The following is a 25,866-nucleotide window of genomic DNA, read 5'->3' as shown; positions in this document are numbered from 1 at the left end:
TCCCACAAGGGGATAAGTTTCGTACGAGCAGGCAAGCTGCTCAACTCAGCTTTATCTCTGTCCGGAAACCGGCCTACATTCTCTTGGGAAGGGTACCGGAGGGAAGAGCGTACCGGTAAAAGAACTTGGCCAGGTTGGGGTATTTTTCCATCAGTTGGGCGGACACCGTGTCGTCCTTGAGTATCGAGGCGATGGAGCTGAGGGCCTGGGCGCCGTAGTCCTCGATGCCGGGAATCGGTCCACCGCAACCTCGGCAGGGAATATTGACGTTGAGGCAGGATCCGCCGCAGTCGCCCTGGGTGATCGGTCCGAAGCAGATATAGCCCTGCTGCAGCAAGCAGATGTCGGTGTCCGGGGTGCCATCGACGGTGCGCAGCACCTTGGTGACCATCGCCCTGGACAGGTTGTCACCCTTTTTTGCCGGATTGCGGTCACAGACATCGCAGACTGCCTTGCCGTTGGTGATCCACGAGCCCTTCGGTGGCATCTGGCCGCTGAGGAGCGCGCCGATGGCCGCGCCGACATGGCTGTGATGCGGCGGACAGCCGCCGATGTAGTAGTCGACATCGACGATCTGGTTGAGGGTGCGTACCTTATCTTCGTAGACCGGCAGGGTCAGGTCGTACTTGCCGTCCACCAGGCAGCTCGGCTGCGGGTAGACGCCGTCCGGATTGTCGGTAGTCGGGGTGTTCTTGAAGGCCTTGGCGAAGAGATCTTCCTTGCTGTGCAGGCTGCTCATGCCGGCGGTGCCGCCGAGGGCAGCGCAGACACCGAAGGCGATGAGGGTCTTGGCCTTCTTGCGCATCACCTTGGCCATGTGAATATGCTCGTCGAGACGCACCATGCCGTCAACGAAGGCGACATCGATGAAGCCGTCTTCCATGGCCTCAAGATCATTATACTTGACATCGGCGGCGGTGGGCGCCCAGAAGACCACCTCGAGGTGGGCAAGGGCGTCGACCAGTTTCTCCGACAGATCAACTACAGACATTTCGCAGCCGGCGCAACCACCAAGCAGCAGAAAGCCGACTTTCACTTTATCAGCCATTATTTTCCTCCTTTCAGCGGGTTGGGACCCAGTTCGATGAGTTCCGCGGTGAAATCGGTAATGACCTCGGCGAACTTCTTGCCTTCGGCGCCTGAGATCCATTCACGCCGGAACCGTCGTGGGTCAAACCCGAGGTCTCCAAGCATTACCTTCAACATATCCATGCGATTTTTGGTTTTATGGTTACCATCCTTGTAATGGCAGTCACCAAAGTGACAACCGCCGACGAGAACGCCGTCCGCTCCGTTGGCTAAAGCTTCCATAACGTACTCCGGCTTCACCCGGCCGGAACAGGGAACCTTGATCAGTTTGACGGTGGGTGGATATTTACAGCGGAGATTGCCGGCGAGGTCAGCACCTGCGTAGGTGCACCATTGGCAAGCGAATCCTATGATGTTTGGTACAAATTCCATGTAGTAACCTCTTAGTTAGAAAGCCGTGCTTCGCTTTGAATTTTTTCTATGATCGCGTCCCGCGGGGTCTCGCTGATCGCCGCTACGTTTTTCGGATCAAAACCCATGCACAGGGCAAGCAGCTGGGTGTAGTAGAACACCGGAATCTCGAAATCGATCTCGCCTTTCTCCCGCAGCAGCTTCTGGGCAGCGTCAAACTGCATATAGCAGGAAGAACAGGTGGTAACGATCATGTCGGGATCCGTCTCTTCCTTGATATTGATCAGCTTTTCCTTGACGAGGCCGATCGAACGAGCCGCATCGGTGCTGCGCATCGCGCCCATGCCGCAGCAGGCGTTGAGCTTGGTGTAGTGCGGCACCTCGGCGCCAAGGACCTCGCACAGCTCCTTGAGGATGGTCGGGAAAAAGGTATTCTTCTCTTTCACCGCCATGACATCGGAGGGCCAGAGGATGTGACAGCCGGGCTGCACGGCGATCTTCAGTTGCTTGAGGGTGTACTTCAGCTTCTCCCGGATCCGTTCCATGCCAACCTTCTCATAGAGGACGTGGGAGACATGATATACCTCGGAATTGCCGGTATATTTCCGGTCGATCAGGGCGAGGTTCTTCTCGAAGGTCTTCTTCCGCTCGGCATCGTGGTCGATCATGTGCTTGGCCTCGCTCATGACGCCGAAACAGCTGTTGCAGCCGGTCATGATATCGACGTCTTTCGCCTCGGCAATGGTGATGTTCCGTCCGGAGACGGCCAGCCAGGTGTCGACATCGAACGACGGCGCGGTACCCCAGGCCGGGCAGCAGGTGGCGCCTTCCATGTCAACGATCTCTACGCCAAGGGCCGGAAACACCTTGTAGAACGATTGCTCGATATCCGGGGCCTTGAATGGGATATTGCATCCCAGGTAAATTCCGCATTTTTCCATGAGTTGTTCTCCTTAAAATATACCGAGCTCGGCCATCGGACTGTTATCCAGCAGGGTCCGGATCTCTTCCTGGGCTTTTTCATTGGCAATAGAGGTTACCGGCACTTCCGGGAGCCCCACCTTCTTTCGCAACTCCTTTGATGCCTCCGAGTACACCGCATGACCGGTGGCGTGCAGATTCATCAGCGGGGTAAAGGCGGAGGTGGAGATAGCCAGTTCATTGGCCTGAATCCGCCGGAAGGCAAAAACCATCTCGAAGGGTTTCGCGTCTCGTGGACAGATCTCCGTACAGCGGTTACAGGCTTGACAGGCCCAGCTGGAGGAATCTTCGATGATCTCTTCAAAGTGTCCGGTCTGGATTTTTCTAAAAAGTAGCCGGCCATACAGCGGAAACCCGGCCTTAGCCACAGGACAGACCGAGGCACAGGCATTACACTGGATGCACTTGGTGATACCTTTGCCACCATGGTCGATGATTTTCTGGACAATTTCCTGGTCCATCTTGGTGAGATTGATAGCTGCCATGTTATGCCTCCACTGCGGTTAATGCGGAAATTTGCGCCATGATCTGTTCCTCTGTATATCCGTGCAGCATGATGGCACTGGACGGACAGGCGGTGGTACAAACACCGCAGCCCTTGCACTGGGTCATCTCAATTCGGGCCCGAGGATGGGTAGGATCCGTGGTAACCATGTTGATCGCGCCGTATGGACAGAGCGGAGCGCAGATACCACAGCCGCTGCATTTTTCCATGTCGATCTCGGAAATGGTTGGGTTGATTCTTACCCTTCCTTGCGCAAGCGGTACCGCGGCGGCGGCAGCGGCGCCCTTGGCCTGGGCGACGGTATCCGGAATATCCTTTGGTCCCTGACAGCAGCCGGCAAGAAATACCCCTTCCACAGGGGTCTCGACCGGTTTCAGTTTCGGATGCAGCTCCTTGAAGAAGCCGGAACCGTCAAGGGTCAGGCTGAGTTTCTGGGCAAACGGTTTGACATCATCCTGCAGCTCGATGGCGGTGGCGAGCACCACCAGGTCGGCCTCGACCTCGATATTTGCCGCCAGATCGGCGTCATAGCCCATGACACGCAGTTTGTCGCCGGGCATCATATCGATGCCGCCGACGCGGCCGCGTATAATGTGGATACCCATATCGATGGCGCCGGTATAATACTCGTCGAAGTCCTTGCCCGGGGTCCTGACATCCATGAAATGCATGTAGATCTCAAGACTCGGATATTTCTCCTTGAGAAGTTTTGCCTGTTTGATCATGTACATGCAGCACACCCGCGAACAGTGGGTATGATGGCGCTCGTCGCGTGAGCCGACACAGGACAGGAAGGAGATGGTGTGCGGCTTCTTCATGTCGCTGGGGCGGAGGAACTGGCCGCCGGTCGGGCCGGTGGCGGAGATCAGCCGCTCAAGCTGCAGGGCGGTGAGAACGTTTGGTGAATCCGGGGCGAGGTTCTTGAAGTTGCTCTTGTCCATGACCTTGTAGCCGGTGGCGACAACGATGGCGCCGACCTTGACGTCGAGGATCTGGCCATTCGGATCCGCCGGCTTGGAGCGATCGATGGCCGCTGCAGGGCAGGCGCGTTCGCAGGGAGCGAGGATTGGCTTGCCGGTCTTTTTGCTGATCTTCGGCTCGCAGCCGATGGTCCGGCCACCGCAGTTGACGCAGTTGGCCATATCGATGACCGCTTTTTTCGGCACTGCCTGGGGAAAATGGATATAGGCGGCACTGCGGTTGTCGAGTCCAGCGTTGAATTCGTTCGGGGTGCGGACCGGGCAGGCCTCGGCGCAGTCGCCGCAACCAGTGCACTTCTCCCAATCTACATAGGCCTGCTTCCTTCTGATCTTCACATCGAAGTTGCCGATATAGCCCTCGACCGCCTCGATCTCTGAGTAGGTCAGCAGCTCGATGTTGGGATGGGTACCGGCGTCAACCATGACCGGGGTGAGAATACAGGCGGAACAGTCGTTGGTCGGGAAAGTCTTGTCGAGCTGGGCCATGACCCCGCCGATCGACGGCTCTTTTTCCACCAGATAGACCTTATTGCCCATATTGGCGAGATCAAGAGCCGCAAAAATGCCCGCGACACCGCCACCGATAACGAGAGCGGCCTTGGTGACATCGACATATTTATCCTCGAGGGGCTGGAGGTTTCTCGCCTTGGCGACGGCTGAGGCGACGATCTGCTTGGCCTTGGCGGTGGCTCCGTCCTTATCGTTGGCATGCACCCAGCTGTCCTGGTCGCGAATGTTGGCCATCTCAAAGAGATACTTGTTCAAACCCTCGCCTTCCAAGACCTTCCGGAAAATCGGCTCGTGGGTTCGTGGTGTGCAAGCGGCAACAACTACCTTATCGATAACACCGTTATTGATGTCTTGACGAATTATTTCCTGACCTGGGTCTGAGCACATAAACAGGTTCTGCCGGGAAACGACGACATCCGGCAGGGACTCCGCATGCTGGCGAACCGCCTCAACATCGACAACGCCGCCGATATTGGAACCGCAGTGACAGACATACACTCCAACTTTTGCCATTCTTACCTCCGTTGACTTTAATTAACAATAATCTCGCAAGCGACTGCAAATGAACATGCAGTGTTGTTCAAACTAGTCACAATGTGCATGAATTATATTTTTCACCTTTTGTCAAATGGCTTTTTATCGACTAAATCTAAACAATCATCAAATTTTCACCCTTTGCCAGCCATGCCTTATTCTTTCTTTCAGTAACACCAATAGACTATATAAGTCTGTTATAATTAGTTTTATTAAAATAATCGCATGTCCGGATTTTATCCACTGACCAAAGTCTTGCCTAAACTGAAAAAAATTGGCTTGCACATTATGCACATTTCACACAATGTGATACCACAGCCCTCAGGCCCTACTACTTTGTGATACTTGAGGATTTTCAATCAAGGGATATGACAGAAGGAGTGATCTTTACCAGCCGGTTACACTACTCCGGCCTTGCATCGGCAGGTTACAATGAGAGGGAAAGTGAAAGAGGTTTGCCACGGGCCTGATCCCATCAGCTGATGTTGGCCCTAGCAAAGGTTTACTCACCCTGGGCCACGACCTCCGGATTGTGTCAAGCAAATACTTTTACCGCTTTTCAAAACCAGCTGCTTCTGATAGATAAAATGAAGATACCGCTATTTTTTGGTACATTATCCAAAACATCGAAGCGAAGAAGAAAAATACTGCTCCCAAAAGGACATCTCTATGAAAAATGAAGACAAACAGCAAAGCCAGCCTCACAAAGCCGAACAGTCAGACCGTGTCTGGGGACAATGGATCATCGATGTCTTGAAGATATGCCTCGAATTCAACATGATGAAATGGGGCATCAAAAAGAACTTCTGATACCCGCACCAGAGGCGGAGGGTTTTTTCATACCTCCGGCTTATACCATCTGAGCCGCAGGGCATTAGAGACAACCGACACGGAACTGAGGGCCATCGCCGCTCCGCCGATCATCGGGCTGAGGGATGGCCCGCCAAATACGGTTAAGACCCCTGCTGCCACCGGAATTCCCACGACATTATAGGCAAAGGCCCAGAAAAGATTCTGGCGAATATTGGCAAGCGTCGCCCGGCTGAGTCCAATGGCCCGGCAAACGCCCAGAAGGTTGCCGGTCATGAGGACGATGTCCGCAGATTCGACAGCAACATCTATACCGGTACCCATGGCCATACCAACATCCGCCCGGGCCAGGGCGGGAGCATCATTTATGCCGTCGCCAACCATGGCAACAAGTTTTCCCTCTTGCTGCAACCTGATGACTTCCTGCTCTTTCATGTCAGGCATAACTCCAGCCACAATCCGGCTGATCCCCGCCTGTCCAGCTACCGCCCGGGCAGTTTTCTCATTATCGCCGGTCAGCATCACCACTTCAATGCCCATCCCCTGGAGGCGCTGGATGGTATCAGCTGCCTCTGGTTTCAGAGGATCGGCAATGGTGAGAAGCGCCGCAATCTGGTTATCAACAGCAAGAAAAAGGACGGTCTTACCCTGCGCCGACCGCACATCGACCTCCCTGTCAATGCTCTCTGTCAGCCCTTCGATTTCTTTCTCCAGGAAAAGCTCCCGGTTGCCGAGCAGCACCTCATAACGGGTACCGCCCGCGACAACCACCGCCTCAATACCCCGGCCGGGAATGGCCGTAAAAGATTCCGGCTGCGGCACAGGACAGTCCTTGGTGGCCGCGGCGCGGAGAATTGCCTCGGAGAGAATGTGCTCCGATCGGCTCTCCGCGGCGGCGGCGAGACTGACAAGGAGTTTCTCCTCATATCCGCCAAGAGTGATACACTCGGTCAACTCCGGCCTGCCGGCGGTCAAGGTGCCAGTCTTGTCAAAAACCACACAGTCTATCTTCTCGGCAAGCTCAAGAACTTCACCGGTCTTCACCAGGACGCCCAGCTGGGCCCCGCGGCCGGTGCCGACCATGATCGACGTGGGAGTGGCCAGCCCCATGGCGCACGGGCAGGCAATAACCAGGACAGCGATGAAAATACGCAGGGAGAAACTAAAATCCGCCCCGCCGGCCGAATACCAGGCTATCCCTGCAAGCATTGCGATAAAGATGACGACAGGGACAAAATAGAGACTGATCCTATCGGCCAGGTTGGCAATCGGCGCCTTGGTTCCTTGGGCATCCTGGACCATCCGGACAATTTTCGCCAGCATGGTGTCGCGGCCGACCTTGCCGGCTGTCATGGTCAACGACCCATTTTTATTAAGCGTTCCACCATACACAATATCGCCCGGGCCTTTCCTGACCGGCATGCTTTCGCCGGTAAGCATCGACTCATCAACCGCCGACTCCCCAGAAATCACGGCGCCGTCAACCGCAATCCGCTCACCCGGCCGAATGATAATTCGATCGGCCACACGAATGTCAGCGACCGCAACCTGCCGTTGCCCTTTCTCATCAATCAGGGTGACAGTGTCGGGCGCAAGCTGCAGGAGTTTTCTGATGGCATCGGTGGTCTTTGCCTTCGAGCCGGCCTCAAGATATTTGCCGAGCGACACCAGGGCGATGAGCATGGCCGCCGACTCAAAATAAAGGTCATGGACGCGCCCTCCGGAATCACTGCCAAGACCGATCTCGACGAGATTCCAGGTCGAATAAATAAAGGCTGCACCGGTACCGATGGCAATCAGGGAGTCCATATTCGGTGCCGCCCGTAATAAAGCGGGAATACCACTCATATAAAAATTCCTGCCAAGATACAGGACGGGCAAAACAAGCAGGAATTGGGTAAGGGTATGGATAAAAGGGGCCTGTTGTGAATCGATAAAATGCGGCAGGTGAATGCCAAGCATATGGGCCATTGATAGCCCCATAATTCCAAGGGCCAGGACAAAGGCGGGCAGTAAACTCCGGCGCATCGCAGCAAGCCTTGCCGCGGTTTCCTCCTGTCCTTGCTGGTAGTCGGGCTCGACAGCGGCAGCTATCGCCGTGAAGCCGAGATCACCAATTGTCTCATCTATCTCGGCAATACCTATTGCGGTTGGATCGTAGTCGATTTTGGCCCTTTCGGTCGCCAGATTGACTGAACAGCCTGTTACCCCTGCCAAACCGCCAACGACCTTCTCGACACGTGTGGAACAGGCGGCACAATGCATGCCTTGAATTCTCGCCACATAGGTTTGTGCTGCCATAATGTATGCTGCCTTTAATGTTCAACTATCTTGCAAAATGCTTTCATATTGTGCAAACAAAGGGCATTTTTTCCTGCCTCTGGGGCAAAAGCACTCACGTCTTCTCTCCGCAGGGTAAGCACGCCGGCCTTAAAAAGCAAATCAGCCAGGTATTCACCTCGATAGGGATGGATACCTGGCTCTAAACATTCCTTTACAAAAAACGAAACCAGATATTTTCCCGACACTATTGGCATTGAGTCGATAGACTCACTATAATATGCCCATACTACTTAGAAGCACCCATTCAACTACTTCCAGGAGTCAGTTCATGTTGCAGCCAGATGCATGCAGTCTCAAAACCGGTGGCTGACCACCAAAAGATGATACTGGCGGACGCCAGTTGCAGACAACCCTCTCCACGACTAGGAAAATAGATCAACTTCAACCCGGGGCCTTTACCATCTCTGAACTCCAGGAGATACGAGAGGCCATTCAACGAAAATACGCTGCTGTATCAACTTCCGCCGCCGGATATTTTAAATATGCGGTTGGCAAGGAAGGCGCTGCCCAGCTTGGCTATCCAAAGGAGCTCCTGGAAACAATTCCCGAGCCGATACTCAACGCCTTCTGTGGGGTTGGCAATCCTCTGGCCATTGAGCCGATTAGCCAAGGAAACCATGTCCTTGATTTTGGTTGCGGAGCCGGTTTCGATGTATTCCTGGCATCTCATTTGGCCGGCGCAAATGGTCGTGTCGTAGGACTTGAATTGTCCAGAGAAATGGCCGAACGGGCAAGGGCCAACCTCGTAACACTTCAGGCAGTTAGCTGCGATGTCATGGAGCTTGAATCGGAAGAGCTGCCCTTTCCGGACAACTTCTTCGATGTTGTGGTGTCGAATGCGGTCATCAATCTCGTCCCCAACAAACCAAGGCTCTTCGTAGAGATTTTCCGGATACTAAAGCCGGGAGGACGACTGCAATTCGCCGATATCATCCTCGAAAAGGAACTGCCTCCGCATTTGGCAGCCGGGGCTGCCTCTTGGTCCCAGTGAATAGGCGGTGCGATCCCCGTCGGGGATCTGGTTTCTTTGATGCAGCAGGCAGGTTTTGCAGAAATTGCCGAGCTGGGGAAGACTCCGGTTCGGACCTCGGAGTACACCATAGGAGCTCATTTTAAAGCAAAGAAACCTTAAAACTAAGCGTCCTCTTTATTCCTGAGGATACATTGATTACCTTGGCGCAATCAACAATTCACTTTTAAAACAACTCGCACCGGAGGACTTATCCGGCTTTGCCGTGAAAGGAAAAACTGTATGGAAACCCTGAAAATTAAAGGCATGAGCTGCCAGCATTGCGTTGGTGCGGTACAAAAAGCATTGGAAAAGATTCCCGGCCTTTCACAGGTCGTGGTAAACCTTGAGGCAGGACAGGCGACTTTTATCAATAACGGCGCAGATCGTCAGCAGCTTCGTGCCGCAATCAGCAAAATCGGTTTTGAACCGGGGGAGTAGCACGCTGGTGGGTAGTTTACAGGCCGGTTGAACTTGCGGCGGACAGATTAATCACCAATGAACCAACAAGGATCATTGGCACAATCTTAAAGAAATTAAAAGGTTGGACCAAACAGATTAGCTAACGGCAAGATCGAAAATATCAACCGGCCAATGCCAGCTTCTTTTTCAATTCAAATACGTATTTAGCGGCTGAGGGATGACCTTTTTCTTCAGCCAGCTGCCACCAATACAGGGCCTTCCGTAAATCCTTTGGGACACCAAGACCCTTCGCATATATAAGACCGATGTTTATATGAGCGTCGGTATATCCTTGTTCCGCGGCATTTTCAAAACATTGCAGAGCAGTTCGAGAGCACTGTTTGCCACCCTTCCCGGAATTGTACAACACCCCTAACACCAGGTTTGCATGGGCGACAATCTTGGCATCCGCACCTTGCTGATCCCTGACCCTTTCATACCAAAATCTGGCTTTCTCAAAGTCTTGTTCCAATCCTTTACCGCTGAGATACATATGACCGATGAAGCATTGGGCATTAAAATCCCCAGCCTCGGCACGGGCAAAAAGATCTTCCGGATTATTGGCGAAAACAGAAGAAACAGGCAGAACAGCCAAAAAAAGAAAAAACAATAAAAATATCGTACAAAACCGCGGAGATACTCGACATAAAGCCTTCATCCGTCAAAACCCTGTAAATATTTTTCGAAAGAAACCGGTGCTGCGATATCCGCTAACATTCGGATATCGCGAAGAACCATTGCAAATAACGCTCGTATATAGCGCATCGGTCAAAACATTCAAGACTTTAATTGAAAAATAGGGATATTATCCTGTTTTTAGTCGACCGATCCTTTTCCCGACTTTCCACCCTGCCGGTCATTATAAACGAACATGTGACATCGGACTGAAATGAATACATAATTTTTTCCGTTTTCAGATCTTTGAGAAATACAGCCACTGGTTGATTTGCTAATACTCAGATAACTTGCCGTTAAGATTAGGTTTTAATTTCATATCATTCGCCAGCGACACTCCGTCATTAACGCCAGGCTTTTTCAACATTTTTTTGACATTCGATAAGTTCGGTGACAAAATTCCTTAATGCAACCGTCGGAAACCACTTCCACTGGTTGCTATGCAGCTCTTGCCAACAAAAGTATGGTGTTTATTAGTAAAAACAGATGAACTGAAAGATCCGCCAATAGCCTGGTTCAGTACATCTGCTTTGGATTGTATCCCACCTAAAGGCAATGATCCGGGCGTCGACTCCATACACCACCAGGCAAGATTGAAGACCGAAATAAATTCATCTTCACGAAATTGTGTAAAGTATTTCAACTCAACTGGTAGGAGAAAAATATGCATATACGCAAACTACTCAGTACAACACTCATTGGGGGAACACTTCTTTTTACAGGAACGAGTATTCAGGCAGAGACACTCCAAGAGGCGATCAACGGCATGCTTCAGTCCAATCCCGAGGTACGAAGCGTGGCATACAACAGACTCGGCCGGGATCAAGAGGTACGCCAGGCCAAATCAGGGTATTTCCCGACACTTGAAGCCTCAGCCGGAATTGGCTACCAGGATGTTCAGGAACCCCTCGACGACACCTTGTATCCACAACAATACACCCTCAGCCTTCGGCAAAATGTATTTGCCGGTTTATCCACTTTAAACGAGGTTGATCGCCAGAAATCTCGTGTTCGTTCAGCAGCTTATCGCCTTCAAGGAACTTCTGAAAATTCCGCTTTGAGGACATCGGAGGTCTATCTCAATGTCTTGAGGCGGCAGGAGCTGCTTCGCCTCTCCGAAGAAAACCTTGATACCCATATGCGTATTGCTGATCAGATTAAAATGCGCAGCGACTCCGGAGTCGCCAGCAAGGCCGACAGCGATCAGGTTGCCGGCCGTGTTTCCCTGGCGCAAGCCAACGTCATTGCCACCAGGACCAACCTGATTGACGCACACAGTAACTATCTCTCAATAGTTGGTCATTTACCCACTGACCTGCAAAAGCCGGGGCCCGTGGACAAATTCCTCCCCGCCTCGCTGAAAGACGCGGAAGAGGCCGCCGTCAAGCAGCACCCAACACTTAAATCAGCAACTGCAGATCTGGTAGCCAGGCAGCAGCAATACGATGTCGCCAAAGCCCCATATTTCCCGATTGTTGATATCGAAGTTGATCAAAACTGGACAGAAGATCTGGATACCGATGGTAAAGACGCCTCCCTGATAGCGATGGTTCGGCTGCGCTACAACCTCTTCCATGGATTCAGGGATGAGGCCCGCAGAGCGGAAACCGCCCATCTCATTAGTGAAGCACGGGAGATTCGTAACAATACCAACAGGCAAGTGGTTGAGTCCATGCGACTTTCCTGGATGGCCTACCAGGCAGCTCAAGAGCGGATCAAGTTCCTCGAACAGCGTGTTGCCTCTACAGCCGAAACAGCTGCCTCCTACACCAAACAATTCAACCTTGGCAAGCGCACACTCCTTGATGTTCTTGATACCGAAGCCGAGGTTATCGATGCCAAGCAATCGCTCGTTGAAGCAAGCTACACTGGATTGTACGCCAGTTATCGCATCCTCAACGGCCTAGGTATGCTGGTCAAGTCCTTCGATCTCCAATGGCCGAAAGAGAGCCAGGTTGAAGATGAAGAAAAAGATCAAGACAAGGAACAAAAAGACTCGAAGGTAAAGGTCAGTTCAGAGATTCGCACCTTTGAAAATCGTGACAGCTATCTTTCAGCAAGCTGATAGCAAACTGACAAGGGCGTTGATACCCTTCACCGCCCTTGTCATTAGGTAGATTTTCCGGAAAACAATGAGGAACCGATTAATGTGGCGAAAAGGTCTTTCATTGTATTCCGGCTTTTTTATGGGCGATAACCGGCCGCTGGCATTTCTCAATCATCTCAGAAGAACACATCCTGACACCTTCAACACTCTTTTTTTCTCATATGCCAACCCGGGAGTCCCCCAGCATCTTGCGCTGCGAGTTCGGTCGGCTATTAACGTGACGGCACCTGGCCGGCTCGTCCGAACCTTGCTGTTTCTTGTATTTTTTTTCCTTACCGCCCTCATTATTTTTGCCAAGGGACCTTTTACCCTTGATCAATCAGTCATTGCCGCGGCAGAGAAAAAGTATGGGGTTGAGGCCCGCCAGCGACTTCTCGCCTGGCAGCAGTTTGTCCGTGACAACAGCGGCGGCACCGATTTGCAAAAGCTCGAAAAAGTAAACAAATTTTTCAATACCATCAATTTTGTCAGTGATGTCATCCACTGGCAACAAGTTGATTACTGGGCAACACCCATTGAATTTCTGGCAAGCGACGGCGGCGATTGTGAAGATTTTGCCGTGGCCAAATACTTCACCTTGAAGATGCTCGGCGTCGCTGAAGGCAAAATGAATATTACCTATGTCAAGGCCTGGAAACTCAACCAGGCCCACATGGTCATCACCTATTACGAAACCCCCAATGCCGTCCCCCTGGTGCTTGATAATATCGTCGGCACCATTCTGCCGGCAACGAAAAGAACCGACCTCCTGCCGGTATACAGCTTTAATGGTTCGGGGCTCTGGCTGGCGAAAGAAAGGGGCCGCGGCAATCTGGTTGGCAAAAGCGACAGGCTGAAATTATGGAACGACCTGTTGGCCCGGATGCCGGCTGGGATTGGAGACGTTACTCAATAACGTGAGGTTGAATGTATGACACTTTACCGACAAATGCTCATATTCACATCCGCACTCTTTTGCATATTGTTTGCCTCTTCGCTGTTTATCAAACTGCAGAGCACGCGGACCTTTCTCCAGGATCAGCTCGAATCGCACGCTCAGGACACAGCGACATCCCTCGGTTTATCGATCCTACCCCACATCAGCGACAATGATATGGCTACCGTCGACACCATGTTGAATGCCGTCTTTGATCGGGGCTATTACCGGAAGATCTTCCTCAGAGACCTTGAGGGAAAGACCCTCGTCGAGCGGAAACAGGAAGTTGTCATCAGTGAGGTCCCCGCCTGGTTTATCAAGGCCATCCCCCTGGCGACACCCGAGGCCGAAACCCTCATCACCTCCGGATGGCAGCAGTTTGGGCATCTTCATGTCGAAAGCCACCCCGGCTATGCCTATAAAACCCTTTGGCAAACCGCCGTCGATATGACCAAGGTCTTCGGTATCATCGCCGCCCTGGTGCTCGCCTCCGGCGCCCTCGGCCTCAGGCTCCTGCTGCGGCCTCTCCGGCAGGTCGAGCTCCAGGCCGAAGACCTCTGTAAAAGACAATACCGGTTTCAAACCAAATTACCGAGAACCCGCGAGTTGCGGCGAGTGGTTGTTGCCATGAACAGCATGACCAGGAAAATCAAGGAGATGTTCGACGAACAGGCCCAGATTGCCGACAATCTGCGGAAGAGCTCCTACAGCGATACCCTCACCGGCCTTGGCAATAGACGGTATCTGGAAGGACAGGTGACGGCCGGGATGGAACAGGCCGACGCGGCGACGGTACGCGGTGCCTTTCTTTTGCTACAGGTGAATAACCTCCTTGAACTCAACCAAAGCAAAGGCTACCAGTACAGCGACCTGCTCTTGCAGAGGATTGCCGCCTGCATCCGCACCGCCACCGGCCATCTGCCGAATGCCGCTCTCGCCCGTATTTCCGGCGGCAGCTTCGCAATCTTTCTGCCGAATACCACCGGGGAAGAGGCCGGCCACATTGCCGGAGAAATAACTAAAGGGGTTGGCGGTCTGGCGGTCGAGGATGTCGGCTATCCGAGTAATCTTTGCCATCTTGGTGGTGTGCATTATCAACAGGCAACGGGCCTTGGGGAACTGCTTTCAACGGCCGATCGGATAGTCAGTGCCGCCAAAGACCAGGGCCCCAACAGCTGGATAGTGGAGCCACTTGCCGCTGAAACCACGGGTATTCCGCGGGGTGAACAGGCGTGGCTGGCAATTCTCGACCGCATCCTTGCCGATAAAGATATCGCCGTCTTTGGCCAGACGACAGTCCAGGCCAGAGATCGACATCAACCACTGCACCTTGAACTTTTTGCCCGCATCACCCTGGAAGGAGGGCAGATCCTCAGTGCCGGTGTCTTCATTCCCTTGGCGGAACGCCTGCAGCGCATTGCGGCCATCGACAGGATAATCCTTGAGAAGGCCCTGCAGCTTCAGGCCAAAGATATTCGCGGCAATGAAGTGGCGGTAAATATCTCAACCTCCTCTCTGCGCGATACATCCTTTATAACCTGGATCTACGGCAGTTTGAAAAGCCGGCCTCCTGGAGCCCCGCAGATTATCTTTGAATTTGCTGAATTCAATGCCACCCAGGAACTAGCCCTGCTCCAGGATTTCACCAAGGAGGTAAAGGCCCTCGGCCACTTTATCGGACTTGATCATTTCGGCCAAAGTTTCGCCAATTTCGGCTATTTAAAGTCTCTGCAACCCAAATACGTAAAAATCGACCGCGCCTTCACCGATGAGCTGAAAACAGCGGACAGCAACAGTCAGTTCTTTATCGGCTCCCTCACCAGCGTCGCCCATAGCCTGGACATCCTGGTTATTGCCGAAGGCGTTGAAGAAGAAAAACAGTATCAAATACTAAAAGATTTAAATATTGATGGAATTCAAGGTTACTTCATCGACAAACCGAGTCAATTAGCCATATAATTCAATCAACACTTGAACAAGGAAAAAATGACACGGGGGGAAGGAAGGCCGCAGTTGCCTCAGTTCCATCGCATCTTGGGAAACTGCCAAGATGACCCGATATTGATACCGCAAATACTTATAAAATTCTCGACCTGACGATTCCGGCACCTCTCGCCCGAAGAGGATTTTTGAAATAACGACATATGAAAGCGATACTAAGCCCAACGACACCTCCCCCGGCAAACTGGCGCCTCAGCTCCGACAGTGATGTCATTGACGATCCCTTGACCGATTGCCTGGCAATCATGGCAAAACTGCATGGCCGGTCGGTTTCAAGGACGACCCTGCGGGCAGGTCTGCCGCTTGTTGATAATCGTCTGACGGTAAAACTCACAGCGAGAGCGGCACAGCGCGCCGGCCTCTCATGCAGAACCCTTCAGCGGCCGCTTACAAAAATCACCAATCTCGAACTGCCGTGCATCCTCCTCCTCAAAGAAAATAAGGCGGCAGTGTTGCTGCGCATTGATGCCAAAGCCAAAACCGCCACCGTTCTCCTGCCGGAGACAGGTGGCGGGGAAAGCACCGTGCCGCTGGAAGAACTGGAGTCGCAGTATGTCAGATATGCCATCTTTGTTTCTCCGGAATTTCAGCCCGAAAAACAAAGCGTCTCGGATATGGCGGGCTCTCGCCGCCACTGGTTCTGGAGCACCCTTTTCTCCTCCTGGCGAATCTATCGTGATGTGCTGCTGGCCTCTTTTCTGATCAATGTCTTCGGACTGACCACCCCTTTCTTCATCCTCAATGTCTATGACCGGGTCATTCCCAATAATGCCTTCGAAACCCTCTGGGTACTTGCCATAGGTATCGGGGTTATCTACCTTTTCTCGACCATCATGCGCGGTTTACGGGGATATTTTATCGATGAGGCGGGGAAAAAAGCCAGTCTTGAAGTCTCATCGATAATCTTCGAGAAGGTCCTCGGTCTGAAAATGGCCTCCCGCCCTGACTCAATCGGGTCTTTTGCCAATAAGATCCAGCAATTCGATAATATACGCGATTTCATCACCTCGCTGTCGATTACCGGTATTGTCGATCTACCCTTCCTGATCCTCGGCCTGGTGGCGATCTGGTATCTGTCGGGAGCAACGGTCGTTATCCATATTTCAGCGGTAGTCATCATCCTTGTCTATTCCCTCTTCATCCAGATACCGCTGCGCAAATCTGTTGAAGAAACCTACCACGCCTCGGCGAGAAAAAATGCCGTTCTCGTAGAGGGCTTGAATGGTCTTGAAACCCTGAAAATGCTCGGAGCAGAGAGCAAGGTACAAACGACCTGGGAGGAGGCGGTTGGCCACATCTCCACCTGGGGCGCCCGGTCGCGCTTCCTGTCCTCTTCGGCCAGCCATCTCGCCAGTTTTGTACAGAGTATCACCGTGGTAGCTGTGGTAATTGCCGGAGTCTACATAATTGCCAACGGCGGAATGTCCCAGGGCGGCTTGATCGCCGTTGTCATGCTGACCCGGCAGGTCATTGCCCCCATGGCTCAGGTTGTCGGTTTGGCGACACGATACCACCAGGCGAGAACGTCGATGGACACCCTGAACGAGGTCATGGCCATGCCCATCGAACGGCCCCTCAATAAAACCTTTCTCCACCGGGCCGGACTGAAAGGAGAGATTGAATTCAAGGATATGTGCTTTTCCTATCCGGGACAAAATTTCAACGCCCTGAAGGATATTTCCCTGAAAATCGGCCAGGCCGAGAAGGTGGGAATCATCGGGTCGATCGGTTCCGGCAAGACCACCCTTGGCAAGCTCCTCCTTGGACTGTATGAACCAAACAGCGGCATGGTCGGCATCGATGGCACCGATATCCATCAGATAGATCCCTCCGAGCTCCGCCGCTTTATCGGTTGCGTTCCACAGGATGTCACCCTGTTTCGCGGTACCGTCCGCGACAACATCGTCCTCGGCTGCGATTTCGCACGAGATGGCGATATCCTCCGCGCCGCCGAATTATCCGGCTTGATGGAGATCGTTAAAAACCATCCCCTCGGCTTCGACATGCCGGTCGGTGAACAAGGCCGTCTGCTTTCCGGCGGCCAGAGGCAGATCGTCGCCATGGCCAGGGCCCTGCTCCTCGACCCGCAAATTCTCATCCTCGATGAGCCGAGCAGCTCGATGGATGCCAAAACCGAATCCTTTTTAAGAACGAGACTTACCCAGATCATGGCTGGTAAGACACTGGTGCTCATCACCCACCGCGCCTCCCTCCTGTCAATGGTCAACCGGATTATTTTACTCGACAAGGGTGTTGTCCGTGCCGATGGACCGAAGAAGGACATCCTTGAGGCCCTGAAAAACGGACAAATTAGTGTGTAAGCAAAGAAATAACGTGAACTAATCACGAAACATATAGGTGTACGTGTGTTTACAAAAGGAAAGAATCTACCAATACCAAACAGCAAAGAGCAACGGGATACCTCCTCGCAAATCCACAACTCTCGGCAAAAAGCCGAGCTGGACATGGTCAAGGATATCCGAACGACGATACTCGTGCAGTCGCCGCGGGGCGGCCAGCTCATCGTTTGGATGACCCTGGTGCTCATGGCCCTGCTGGTTTACTGGATGTATATTTCTGAGATAGATGAGATTACCCGGGGTAACGGCAAGGTCATTCCCTCCAGCCAACTGCAGATGGTGCAAAACCTGGAAGGGGGAATTCTCGAAGAAACCTTTGTCCATGAGGGGGACATCGTCAAGAAGGGCCAGCTGCTGATGCGCCTTGATCAAACCCGTTTTTCCGCACCCTACCAGGAATCCAAATCGAAATATCTGTCGCTTCTCGCCAGGGCGGCGCGCCTCAGGGCAGAAACCGAAGGCAAAGAGATGGTCATGCCGGACGAGATGGTGAACAACGTCAAGGTCCTCGAAAGGCGATTCAGTATCTGGAAAAACGCCGAGGCAATGCCGGAAGCGGTTGCGAAAGAACGCTCGGAGGTAGCCCACCGCGAGCAGCAGCTCTTTGTCGCCAGACAGAAAAAGCTTGCGACAACCATTGCCATTCTTGAGGAACAGTCGATTCAGCGCAAGCAGGAACTGGCGGAACTGGAAGAAAAATCACGGGAGCTGGAGCGAACCTATCAACTCCTGAAGAGAGAAATCGACCTAACCAAGCCGCTGGTTGCCCAGGGCGCCGTCTCGCAGGTTGAGATACTCCGGCTGGAACGGGAGGCATCCACCAAACAAGGTGAAATTTCCGGAATACGACTTTCGATTCCACGGGTGAAATCAAAAATCAGCGAAGCACAGAAGGTCATCACCGAAGAAAAATTAAATTTTGCCAACACCGCCAAAAAGGAACTAAATGACGTAGAAATGGAACTTGAAGGCCTTACTGCTTCAGCCACCGCCTTGGCGGACCGCCTCGACAGGACGTCGGTACGTTCTCCTGTGCACGGCACCATCAAACAGATTCTGGTGAATACTGTTGGTGGGGTGGTCCAGCCCGGCATGAACCTCGTAGCCATCGTGCCGCTTGAGGATTCTTTGTTAGTGGAAACACAGATAAAACCTTCGGATATTGCTTTTCTCAGCCCGAAGCAAAGGGCCATTGTCAAGTTTACCGCCTATGATTTCACCATTTACGGCGGCCTTGAGGCAGAACTGGAAATGATCAGTGCCGATTCAATGACCGATGAAAAGGGCAACAGCTACTACCTGGTACGGGTTCGTACCAAGAAAAATTTTCTTGAGAGCAAACAGGGGCGACTTCCCATTATCCCAGGGATGCAGGCCTCTGTAGACATAATAACCGGTAAAAAAACTATCCTGTCCTATTTGCTTAAACCGATTCTTCGAGCAAGGGAAATGGCGCTACGTGAGAGGTAAAACATATGGCGATTCTTATCTATAGTGAAAACAGCAGTGTCCGGGAGAAATGGTTTTCGGCCCTGAAGGATCAATGGCAGGTTTACCAGGCATCGACCGCAAAAGAGCTTTTTGTTCTTATGAAACGTTTACCAATAGAAACCCTCCTGGTGCATCTGGGGGCAATTTCTACCGGCGGACTGCAAGAGCTTTGTGCCCAAAAAGGTGGCTGCAAGATCTTTGCCCTTTCCGACCGGCCGGACGACGGCGAGGGGCTGTCATGCTTACAGCTTGGCTGCGTCGGCTATGCCAATACCTACATTGCACCGGCGCGTCTCAATAGCGCAATCGAGGCGGTTGAGTCGGGCTTGGTCTGGGTTGGGAATTCGCTCATGCAATATTTGATCAAAGGGCTTGCAGCAGGTGCAGGTGGACATGATGTCAAGGAGCCGGATGTCCAGCAGGCCCCTGCCGCTCTTGCCAACCTGTCAAACCGCGAATATGAGATTGCCGGTCTGGTGACCGAAGGCCTGCAGAACAGCGAGATCGCCCAGCGAATGGACATCAGCGAGCGGACCGTTAAGGCGCATCTCAGCTCCATCTATACCAAAACCCAGACAAAAGGCCGGCTCAGCCTGGCACTGCTGATGCGTAAAGGATAGTAATCAAGGAACGTATCCATAAACAAAAAAACAGCCGGTCAGGTTTTCCTGACCGGCTTTCTTTTTTAAGGTTCAGCTGAGGATCTCTGCAGAAAACCTCCGCAAAGATCCTCAGCCTTCAATACAGGCCATTACCTGAGCAACACACTATCAGACGGTATCCTCCGGTGGTGGAACCAGGGTGTCGATATCCAGTACTATTGACTCCGTTGTCGTTATGGTGTCAGTATTAGCCGGAGTACCGGACTGATTGCCCGCCACATCCGACCCACTGCCGCCGCTGATGACATCGGGGGCAGCGTCCTCGACGACAACCGGGTCGCCCGGTGTGCTGAAGTTGACATTGTCGCCTACCAGCGTGTCGTCGTTCGCACCACCACTCAGATTGTCGGTACCCGTACCGCCGATGAGCTGATCGTTGCCGTCGCCGCCGGAGAGTATGTCGTTACCGGCATCACCGTAGAGATTGTCATCGCCGATATTGCCAACGAGGATGTCGCTGCCTGCTCCGCCTTCGATATTGTCATCTCCGGCTCCACCAGTGATATTGTCGTTGCCGCCCTTGCCATCGATGGTGTCGTCATAGTCGGTGCCGATGATGGTATTGTCGCCGCTGCTGCCGACAATCACCATGCCGTTCACCGAATCATCGCCGTCGGCCGCATCGGCAACAGTTGCATCGAGGTTGCCCTGTCCGTCGAAGGTGACACTGAAGCTGTCGGTGACCACATCACCATCGGCGTCCTCGACCAGGACTGGAATATTGATGGTTTCATCAACCCCGGGCTGGAAGATGGTCACTTCGGCCGACTGCACCCGATAGGCATTGGATCCGCCGGTGCCAGATTCGAGACGGACCTCATCGAAAACGGTCTCCCCTGCGTTGAGCTGGCTATTGGTGATCGTCAACAGATCGTCCTTATTGTCCGCCGATGAGCCAGTTCCATTATCCAGACCGGTGATAGAATAGGTCTGACTGACCTGGACACCGTCATTCCACAGGGTGTAGTATGCCGTTTCATCGTGACCAAGATGGTCAAGTACCAGCTTGACACCGGTCAGGTTGAGGACCTGCGAGTTCCCCTCGTTGACTCTGACATCCTCTTGGTTCGAGCCGCCGTAATCGACCTCAAGCTCGGAGAAGAATTTCAGCGACAGGATTTCCGAATTGCGTGATCCGGCAAACGTCGTACCGTCGATCATCGCCCCGTCACCGACTCCGATACCGGAGGACGAGTAGTTGACGGTGGTAGTGTCGTCAACCCAGGTATCCGTCACCCCATTCCAACCAAAGGGGCTTACCAGGTCGGTGGAGGCCTTCGCCCAGATAAATACCGAATTGCTGTAGGTAGTTATATCGCCATTCTCGACTTCTGTGCCACCCGCGCCGAATACAGCCTCATAGGTATTGCCGCCTCCCATCGCCCCATTGGCGTCGAAGGTGATGATCTTGGTGGAACTGGCACCATCAAGAATACCGCTCTGCTCCACCGTATAAGTCCCGGAGGCTTCATCGACACTGACGGTAAACGAGGTAGCGAGAGGCGCCCCGCCACTGGTGTGGGTGACCGCCGACCAGCTGGTGCCTTCGGCATCATTTGCATGCCAGAACAAGGTCTTGCCGCCGCTGGTCATAGTCGCGCCACCGATGGTTTGCACCAAAGCCCCTTCGGTCAGACCAAGGGAGATGCTGTGCGGATCATCGGCACCCGAACCTTCGATATCGAGACTTGCCGTCAGGCTGTTACCCTGTTGAATGGCCAGCAGACTATCTTGTGGCGTACCGATATCCGGCACGTCATCTTGGACACTCATTACGAAGGAGCCGGCATTGGCCTGCACCTCGTCACCGTCGGCATCGACGGCAACAATGACCGTGCTGAGATCGATCCCTTCGACCTTGTCCGTGCCATTACCGGAGAGCAGGTCAAAATTCTCCCCATCGCCGGCAACATGATCGAGCTGGCCGTCAAGATCAAAGCTCCATGAGCCGTCGGCATTGACTGTGAAAGTGAAGATGGTGTTACCACCAGCCGAGCCAGTCAAGGTATTGCCGACAACGTTGTAGGCCAGGGCCACGCCATTGGAGTACAGGTTAGGCAGTCCGGAGACGTTCGTCGACATACCGTAGCTGAGTTCCTCGTCCGCCCCGGAGACAAAGAGGTTGGCGAGGTTGGTGGCATCGGTCGAGACTGTAGAACCAGCAGTTTCATCGGCGTTAGTCGATCCATCCTCGTTGATACCGGTGCTGTTGTCGGGATCAGTCAGGGCATCGCCGTCGACTGTGAGATCATCCTCCTCAACCGTTGCCGAGATGATCGGCAGAGGCACTTTAATCAGCTCGGGGAGAATCGCCAAGAGTTGATCCCCGGAGGTGATATTGAAGGCATCCGAAGTCAGGTCGAGAGTATCGAGACGATCATCCTGATCACCACTTACATTGATACCGATGGCCCTGACATTGTCCGCCCAGGCGCCTATCGCCGTGATCTCATTGGAGCCGTCGGAACCGGTGACCTGTTCGAGGGCGAAATCGCTGGAACCACCGCCCGAGCCATCAGCATCCGGTCCGCCCGGCTGTCCCATATCCGGATCGTTCCAGCGGTTTGGATCACCATCGGAGATAAACACCACCTCATTGACCAGGGAACCGGTAACATCGGCCTCGGTCAGCGCGCCACCACTGTTAATCCACTGCAATGCCTGCTGATAGCCCGCCTCGTAGTTGGTGTACACATCGTCGCCGCCTGGCTGAGCCATGCCTTGGATTGCAGCAATCGCCGCATTCGCCGAGGCGAGGTTGCCGCCGGTGATGGTATAGGTGCCAAGCGAGGCCGAATCGGTGTTGTATTCAACAAGATGCACCCGGTATGTCGAACCGTCGGCGCTGCCTGCCAGACTGGTAAGGAGGGCAACCACCGAGGCCTCCAGGGCGGCGGCACGGGTTACAGTGCCGCCACCAAAGGAAACACTCTCACTATACATGCTGCCCGAGTTGTCGAGGATCAGTACCAGGTTCATATTGCCGGGGATCTGGGTAGTACTCGCCGCCTCGGGAATATCATCCTCGACCTCAACCTTGAAGGACCCGGGTGCCGCACCGACTGTCGTATCGCCGTCGGCGTCGGTTGCCGTGATAACCGCAGAGAAGTCGATGGCACTGGCACTGCTCGTTGGATTGCCAAGGCCGTCGTCACCTGTGCGAAGTTCCTTGTTCTCATCGTTGAGGTCGTTATCGACGTGATCCAGCTGGTCATCGAGATCGAAGGCCCAGGATCCGTCGTGGTTTACGGTCAGGGTAAATACCGTGCCGCTCGTGCTGGTCCCCGTCAAGGTATCGGCAGAGACGCCCTGAGAAACCGAATAGCTGATCTTTTCGCCGTGTGAATACAGGGCGTCAAGCGTCGCCAGGGCGCTTGGATCGGTGGTGATACCATAAGAGGTAATTGGCTCATCCGCTCCACTGACGAAGAGATTTGACAGGTTGGAGGCATCCAGCGGATCCGACGAACCGGAATCCTCATCGGAGGTCAACGACTCACCGCTTTCACGGATGCCCTCGGACATATCGCCGGCATCGCCACTGGCATCGCTGAGGCCATCCTCAAGGACCGAGCCGATGATCGCTGCAGGTTGGAGAACCGCTACAGGTACGTCGTTCTCGACCGTGATGCCAATCTTGCCATCAAAGGACACGCTGTCGGTATCGCCATCGGTGTCGGTGATCGTTGCCTCAACATAGCTGCCCAGATCGCCGATCGACAGCGTCTCTTCGTCGCCCAAACCATCATGATCCAATTGATCGTCGAGGTTGAAGGTCGCAATACCGCTGGCACTGTTCACCCCAAAGGTGAAGACCACCGTCCCGGCATCATCGCCGCCGTTGCCGGCACGGGCCACCAGTTTGCCGTCCTGTTTGAAGTACCAGACCTCAGCACCGTTCGAGGTGTAATCGGACTTGACGCCATCAACGCCGATTCCGGTAATATCATAGGTCACATCGGCAGGCTCGTCCGCACCGTCCAACGGGCTGTCCAGCAGGTTGGCAAGGTTCATGGTCGCCGTATCGGTATCCCCGGCATTCTCGAAGTTGCCAAGCGAACTGTCGGTATCGTCAGTAGCACCATCAACCAGCTCGTTACCAAGGGCGTCTTCCTGCACCGCACCAGTCGCCCGGCCTTCGCCAAGACTGATGATCGGTACGTCGTTCTCGACCGTGATGCCGATCTTGCCATCAAAGGTCACGCTGTCGGTATCGCCGTCGGTGTCGGTGATCGTTGCCTCAACATAGCTGCCCAGATCGCCGATCGACAGCGTCTCCTCGTCGCCCAAACCATCATGATCCAGCTGATCGTCGAGGTTGAAGGTCGCAATACCGCTGGCACTGTTCACCCCAAAGGTGAAGACCACCGTCCCGGCATCATCGCCGCCGTTGCCGGCACGGGCCACCAGTTTGCCGTCCTGTTTGAAGTACCAGACCTCAGCACCGTTCGAGGTGTAATCGGACTTGACGCCATCAACGCCGATTCCGGTAATATCATAGGTCACATCGGCAGGCTCGTCCGCACCGTCCAACGGGCTGTCCAGCAGGTTGGCAAGGTTCATGGTCGCCGTATCGGTATCCCCGGCATTCTCGAAGTTGCCAAGCGAACTGTCGGTATCGTCAGTAGCACCATCAACCAGCTCGTTACCAAGGGCGTCTTCCTGCACCGCACCAGTCGCCCGGCCTTCGCCAAGACTGATGATCGGTACGTCGTTCTCGACCGTGATGCCGATCTTGCCATCAAAGGTCACGCTGTCGGTATCGCCGTCGGTGTCGGTGATCGTTGCCTCGACATAGCTGCCCAGATCGCCGATCGACAGCGTCTCCTCGTCGCCCAAACCATCATGATCCAATTGATCGTCGAGGTTGAAGGTCGCAATACCGCTGGCACTGTTCACCCCAAAGGTGAAGACCACCGTCCCGGCATCATCGCCGCCGTTGCCGGCACGGGCCACCAGTTTGCCGTCCTGTTTGAAGTACCAGACCTCAGCACCGTTCGAGGTGTAATCGGACTTGACGCCATCAACGCCGATTCCGGTAATATCATAGGTCACATCGGCAGGCTCGTCCGCACCGTCCAGCGGGCTGTCCAGCAGGTTGGCAAGGTTCATGGTCGCCGTATCAGTATCCCCGGCATTCTCGAAGTTGCCAAGCGAACTGTCGGTATCGTCAGTAGCACCATCAACCAGCTCGTTGCCAAGCGCGTCTTCCTGTACCGCACCGGTCGCCCGGCCTTCGCCAAGACTGATGATCGGTACGTCGTTCTCGACCGTGATGCCGATCTTGCCATCAAAGGTCACGCTGTCGGTATCGCCGTCGGTGTCGGTGATCGTTGCCTCAACATAGCTGCCCAGATCGCCGATCGACAGCGTCTCCTCGTCGCCCAAACCATCATGATCCAGCTGATCGTCGAGGTTGAAGGTCGCAATACCGCTGGCACTGTTCACCCCAAAGGTGAAGACCACCGTCCCGGCATCATCGCCGCCGTTGCCGGCACGGGCCACCAGTTTGCCGTCCTGTTTGAAGTACCAGACCTCAGCACCGTTCGAGGTGTAATCGGACTTGACGCCATCAACGCCGATTCCGGTAATATCATAGGTCACATCGGCAGGCTCGTCCGCACCGTCCAACGGGCTGTCCAGCAGGTTGGCAAGGTTCATGGTCGCCGTATCGGTATCCCCGGCATTCTCGAAGTTGCCAAGCGAACTGTCGGTATCGTCAGTAGCACCATCAACCAGCTCGTTACCAAGGGCGTCTTCCTGCACCGCACCAGTCGCCCGGCCTTCGCCAAGACTGATGATCGGTACGTCGTTCTCGACCGTGATGCCGATCTTGCCATCAAAGGTCACGCTGTCGGTATCGCCGTCGGTGTCGGTGATCGTTGCCTCGACATAGCTGCCCAGATCGCCGATCGACAGCGTCTCCTCGTCGCCCAAACCATCATGATCCAATTGATCGTCGAGGTTGAAGGTCGCAATACCGCTGGCACTGTTCACCCCAAAGGTGAAGACCACCGTCCCGGCATCATCGCCGCCGTTGCCGGCACGGGCCACCAGTTTGCCGTCCTGTTTGAAGTACC

The 25,866-nt window shown here is 53.9% G+C and carries 17 protein-coding genes; 9 read left to right on the top strand and 8 right to left on the bottom strand.

The window, feature by feature from the left end; all coding sequences use genetic code 11:
- Positions 1-73 precede the first annotated feature (73 nt).
- The 5 genes from OEL83_20170 to OEL83_20150 are packed head-to-tail and all read right to left on the bottom strand — an operon-like array spanning position 74 to position 4,929.
- Entirely contained in the window at positions 74-1,048 is a 975-nt protein-coding gene (locus OEL83_20170; GenBank protein ID MDK9709361.1) for a F420-nonreducing hydrogenase, read from the bottom strand.
- Entirely contained in the window at positions 1,048-1,461 is a 414-nt protein-coding gene (locus OEL83_20165) for a hydrogenase iron-sulfur subunit (GenBank protein MDK9709360.1), read from the bottom strand. Before OEL83_20165 ends, OEL83_20170 begins: the two co-directional genes overlap by 1 nt.
- A gap of 11 nt (positions 1,462-1,472) precedes the next feature.
- Positions 1,473-2,381 (bottom strand): CoB--CoM heterodisulfide reductase iron-sulfur subunit B family protein, encoded by a 909-nt coding sequence (locus tag OEL83_20160; protein MDK9709359.1) that lies wholly within the window; start codon positions 2,379-2,381, stop codon positions 1,473-1,475.
- A gap of 12 nt (positions 2,382-2,393) precedes the next feature.
- Positions 2,394-2,906, bottom strand: a complete 513-nt coding sequence (locus OEL83_20155) for a 4Fe-4S dicluster domain-containing protein (GenBank protein MDK9709358.1) — start codon at positions 2,904-2,906, stop codon at positions 2,394-2,396.
- Between the two features lies 1 nt (position 2,907).
- Positions 2,908-4,929: a CoB--CoM heterodisulfide reductase iron-sulfur subunit A family protein gene (locus OEL83_20150; GenBank protein MDK9709357.1), complete on the bottom strand. Its 2,022-nt coding sequence runs from the start codon at positions 4,927-4,929 to the stop codon at positions 2,908-2,910.
- A gap of 690 nt (positions 4,930-5,619) precedes the next feature.
- Here OEL83_20150 and OEL83_20145 point away from each other — a divergent pair.
- Entirely contained in the window at positions 5,620-5,760 is a 141-nt protein-coding gene (locus tag OEL83_20145) for a hypothetical protein (protein ID MDK9709356.1), read from the top strand.
- A 27-nt stretch (positions 5,761-5,787) separates the two neighbouring features.
- Here OEL83_20145 and OEL83_20140 read toward each other — a convergent pair whose 3' ends face one another.
- Positions 5,788-8,061, bottom strand: a complete 2,274-nt coding sequence (locus OEL83_20140) for a heavy metal translocating P-type ATPase (protein MDK9709355.1) — start codon at positions 8,059-8,061, stop codon at positions 5,788-5,790.
- Positions 8,062-8,443: 382 nt separating this feature from the next.
- Between OEL83_20140 and OEL83_20135 the strand changes: the two genes are divergently transcribed.
- Positions 8,444-9,094 carry a methyltransferase domain-containing protein gene (locus OEL83_20135; protein ID MDK9709354.1) on the top strand — a complete coding sequence of 217 codons (651 nt, stop codon included), beginning with the start codon at positions 8,444-8,446 and terminating at the stop codon, positions 9,092-9,094.
- A 261-nt stretch (positions 9,095-9,355) separates the two neighbouring features.
- Positions 9,356-9,553, top strand: coding sequence for a heavy-metal-associated domain-containing protein (locus OEL83_20130; GenBank protein MDK9709353.1), 198 nt, complete (start codon positions 9,356-9,358; stop codon positions 9,551-9,553).
- A 142-nt stretch (positions 9,554-9,695) separates the two neighbouring features.
- On the opposite strand, the gene OEL83_20125 is transcribed toward OEL83_20130, so the two are convergent.
- A complete protein-coding gene (locus tag OEL83_20125) occupies positions 9,696-10,184 on the bottom strand; it encodes a sel1 repeat family protein (protein MDK9709352.1) in 489 nt (162 codons plus the stop codon).
- Positions 10,185-10,913: 729 nt separating this feature from the next.
- Here OEL83_20125 and OEL83_20120 point away from each other — a divergent pair.
- The 6 genes from OEL83_20120 (at position 10,914) to OEL83_20095 (ending at position 19,744) form a co-directional block, all read left to right on the top strand.
- A complete protein-coding gene (locus tag OEL83_20120; GenBank protein MDK9709351.1) occupies positions 10,914-12,314 on the top strand; it encodes a TolC family outer membrane protein in 1,401 nt (466 codons plus the stop codon).
- Between the two features lie 82 nt (positions 12,315-12,396).
- Complete coding sequence (locus OEL83_20115; protein MDK9709350.1) at positions 12,397-13,251, top strand: transglutaminase-like cysteine peptidase; 855 nt, start codon at positions 12,397-12,399, stop codon at positions 13,249-13,251.
- Positions 13,252-13,266: 15 nt separating this feature from the next.
- Positions 13,267-15,231, top strand: coding sequence for an EAL domain-containing protein (locus tag OEL83_20110; protein MDK9709349.1), 1,965 nt, complete (start codon positions 13,267-13,269; stop codon positions 15,229-15,231).
- Positions 15,232-15,416: 185 nt separating this feature from the next.
- The gene (locus OEL83_20105) at positions 15,417-17,594 is read left to right on the top strand and encodes a type I secretion system permease/ATPase (GenBank protein MDK9709348.1); all 2,178 of its coding nucleotides are present in this window, start codon (positions 15,417-15,419) and stop codon (positions 17,592-17,594) included.
- Between the two features lie 45 nt (positions 17,595-17,639).
- The gene (locus OEL83_20100; GenBank protein ID MDK9709347.1) at positions 17,640-19,103 is read left to right on the top strand and encodes an HlyD family type I secretion periplasmic adaptor subunit; all 1,464 of its coding nucleotides are present in this window, start codon (positions 17,640-17,642) and stop codon (positions 19,101-19,103) included.
- Positions 19,104-19,108: 5 nt separating this feature from the next.
- Complete coding sequence (locus tag OEL83_20095) at positions 19,109-19,744, top strand: response regulator transcription factor (protein MDK9709346.1); 636 nt, start codon at positions 19,109-19,111, stop codon at positions 19,742-19,744.
- A 150-nt stretch (positions 19,745-19,894) separates the two neighbouring features.
- Here OEL83_20095 and OEL83_20090 read toward each other — a convergent pair whose 3' ends face one another.
- On the bottom strand, positions 19,895-25,840 hold the full coding sequence (locus tag OEL83_20090) for a DUF5801 domain-containing protein (GenBank protein MDK9709345.1): 5,946 nt from the start codon (positions 25,838-25,840) through the stop codon (positions 19,895-19,897).
- Positions 25,841-25,866: the final 26 nt, after the last annotated feature.

Origin of the sequence: Desulforhopalus sp., from assembly GCA_030247675.1 — a bacterium.
Taxonomy (GTDB): domain Bacteria; phylum Desulfobacterota; class Desulfobulbia; order Desulfobulbales; family Desulfocapsaceae; genus Desulforhopalus_A.
This window is presented reverse-complemented; position numbering and strand designations above follow the sequence as displayed.

Bases quoted from the DNA above. Each gene is read 5' to 3' on its own strand.
- OEL83_20140 (MDK9709355.1), bottom strand. From the start codon at position 8,061: ATGGCAGCACAAACCTATGTGGCGAGAATTCAAGGCATGCATTGTGCC.
- OEL83_20155 (MDK9709358.1), bottom strand. From the start codon at position 2,906: ATGGCAGCTATCAATCTCACCAAGATGGACCAGGAAATTGTCCAGAAA.
- OEL83_20165 (MDK9709360.1), bottom strand. From the start codon at position 1,461: ATGGAATTTGTACCAAACATCATAGGATTCGCTTGCCAATGGTGCACC.
- OEL83_20130 (MDK9709353.1), top strand. From the start codon at position 9,356: ATGGAAACCCTGAAAATTAAAGGCATGAGCTGCCAGCATTGCGTTGGT.
- OEL83_20150 (MDK9709357.1), bottom strand. From the start codon at position 4,929: ATGGCAAAAGTTGGAGTGTATGTCTGTCACTGCGGTTCCAATATCGGC.
- OEL83_20120 (MDK9709351.1), top strand. From the start codon at position 10,914: ATGCATATACGCAAACTACTCAGTACAACACTCATTGGGGGAACACTT.
- OEL83_20160 (MDK9709359.1), bottom strand. From the start codon at position 2,381: ATGGAAAAATGCGGAATTTACCTGGGATGCAATATCCCATTCAAGGCC.
- OEL83_20095 (MDK9709346.1), top strand. From the start codon at position 19,109: ATGGCGATTCTTATCTATAGTGAAAACAGCAGTGTCCGGGAGAAATGG.
- OEL83_20115 (MDK9709350.1), top strand. From the start codon at position 12,397: ATGTGGCGAAAAGGTCTTTCATTGTATTCCGGCTTTTTTATGGGCGAT.
- OEL83_20105 (MDK9709348.1), top strand. From the start codon at position 15,417: ATGAAAGCGATACTAAGCCCAACGACACCTCCCCCGGCAAACTGGCGC.
- OEL83_20170 (MDK9709361.1), bottom strand. From the start codon at position 1,048: ATGGCTGATAAAGTGAAAGTCGGCTTTCTGCTGCTTGGTGGTTGCGCC.
- OEL83_20145 (MDK9709356.1), top strand. From the start codon at position 5,620: ATGAAAAATGAAGACAAACAGCAAAGCCAGCCTCACAAAGCCGAACAG.
- OEL83_20110 (MDK9709349.1), top strand. From the start codon at position 13,267: ATGACACTTTACCGACAAATGCTCATATTCACATCCGCACTCTTTTGC.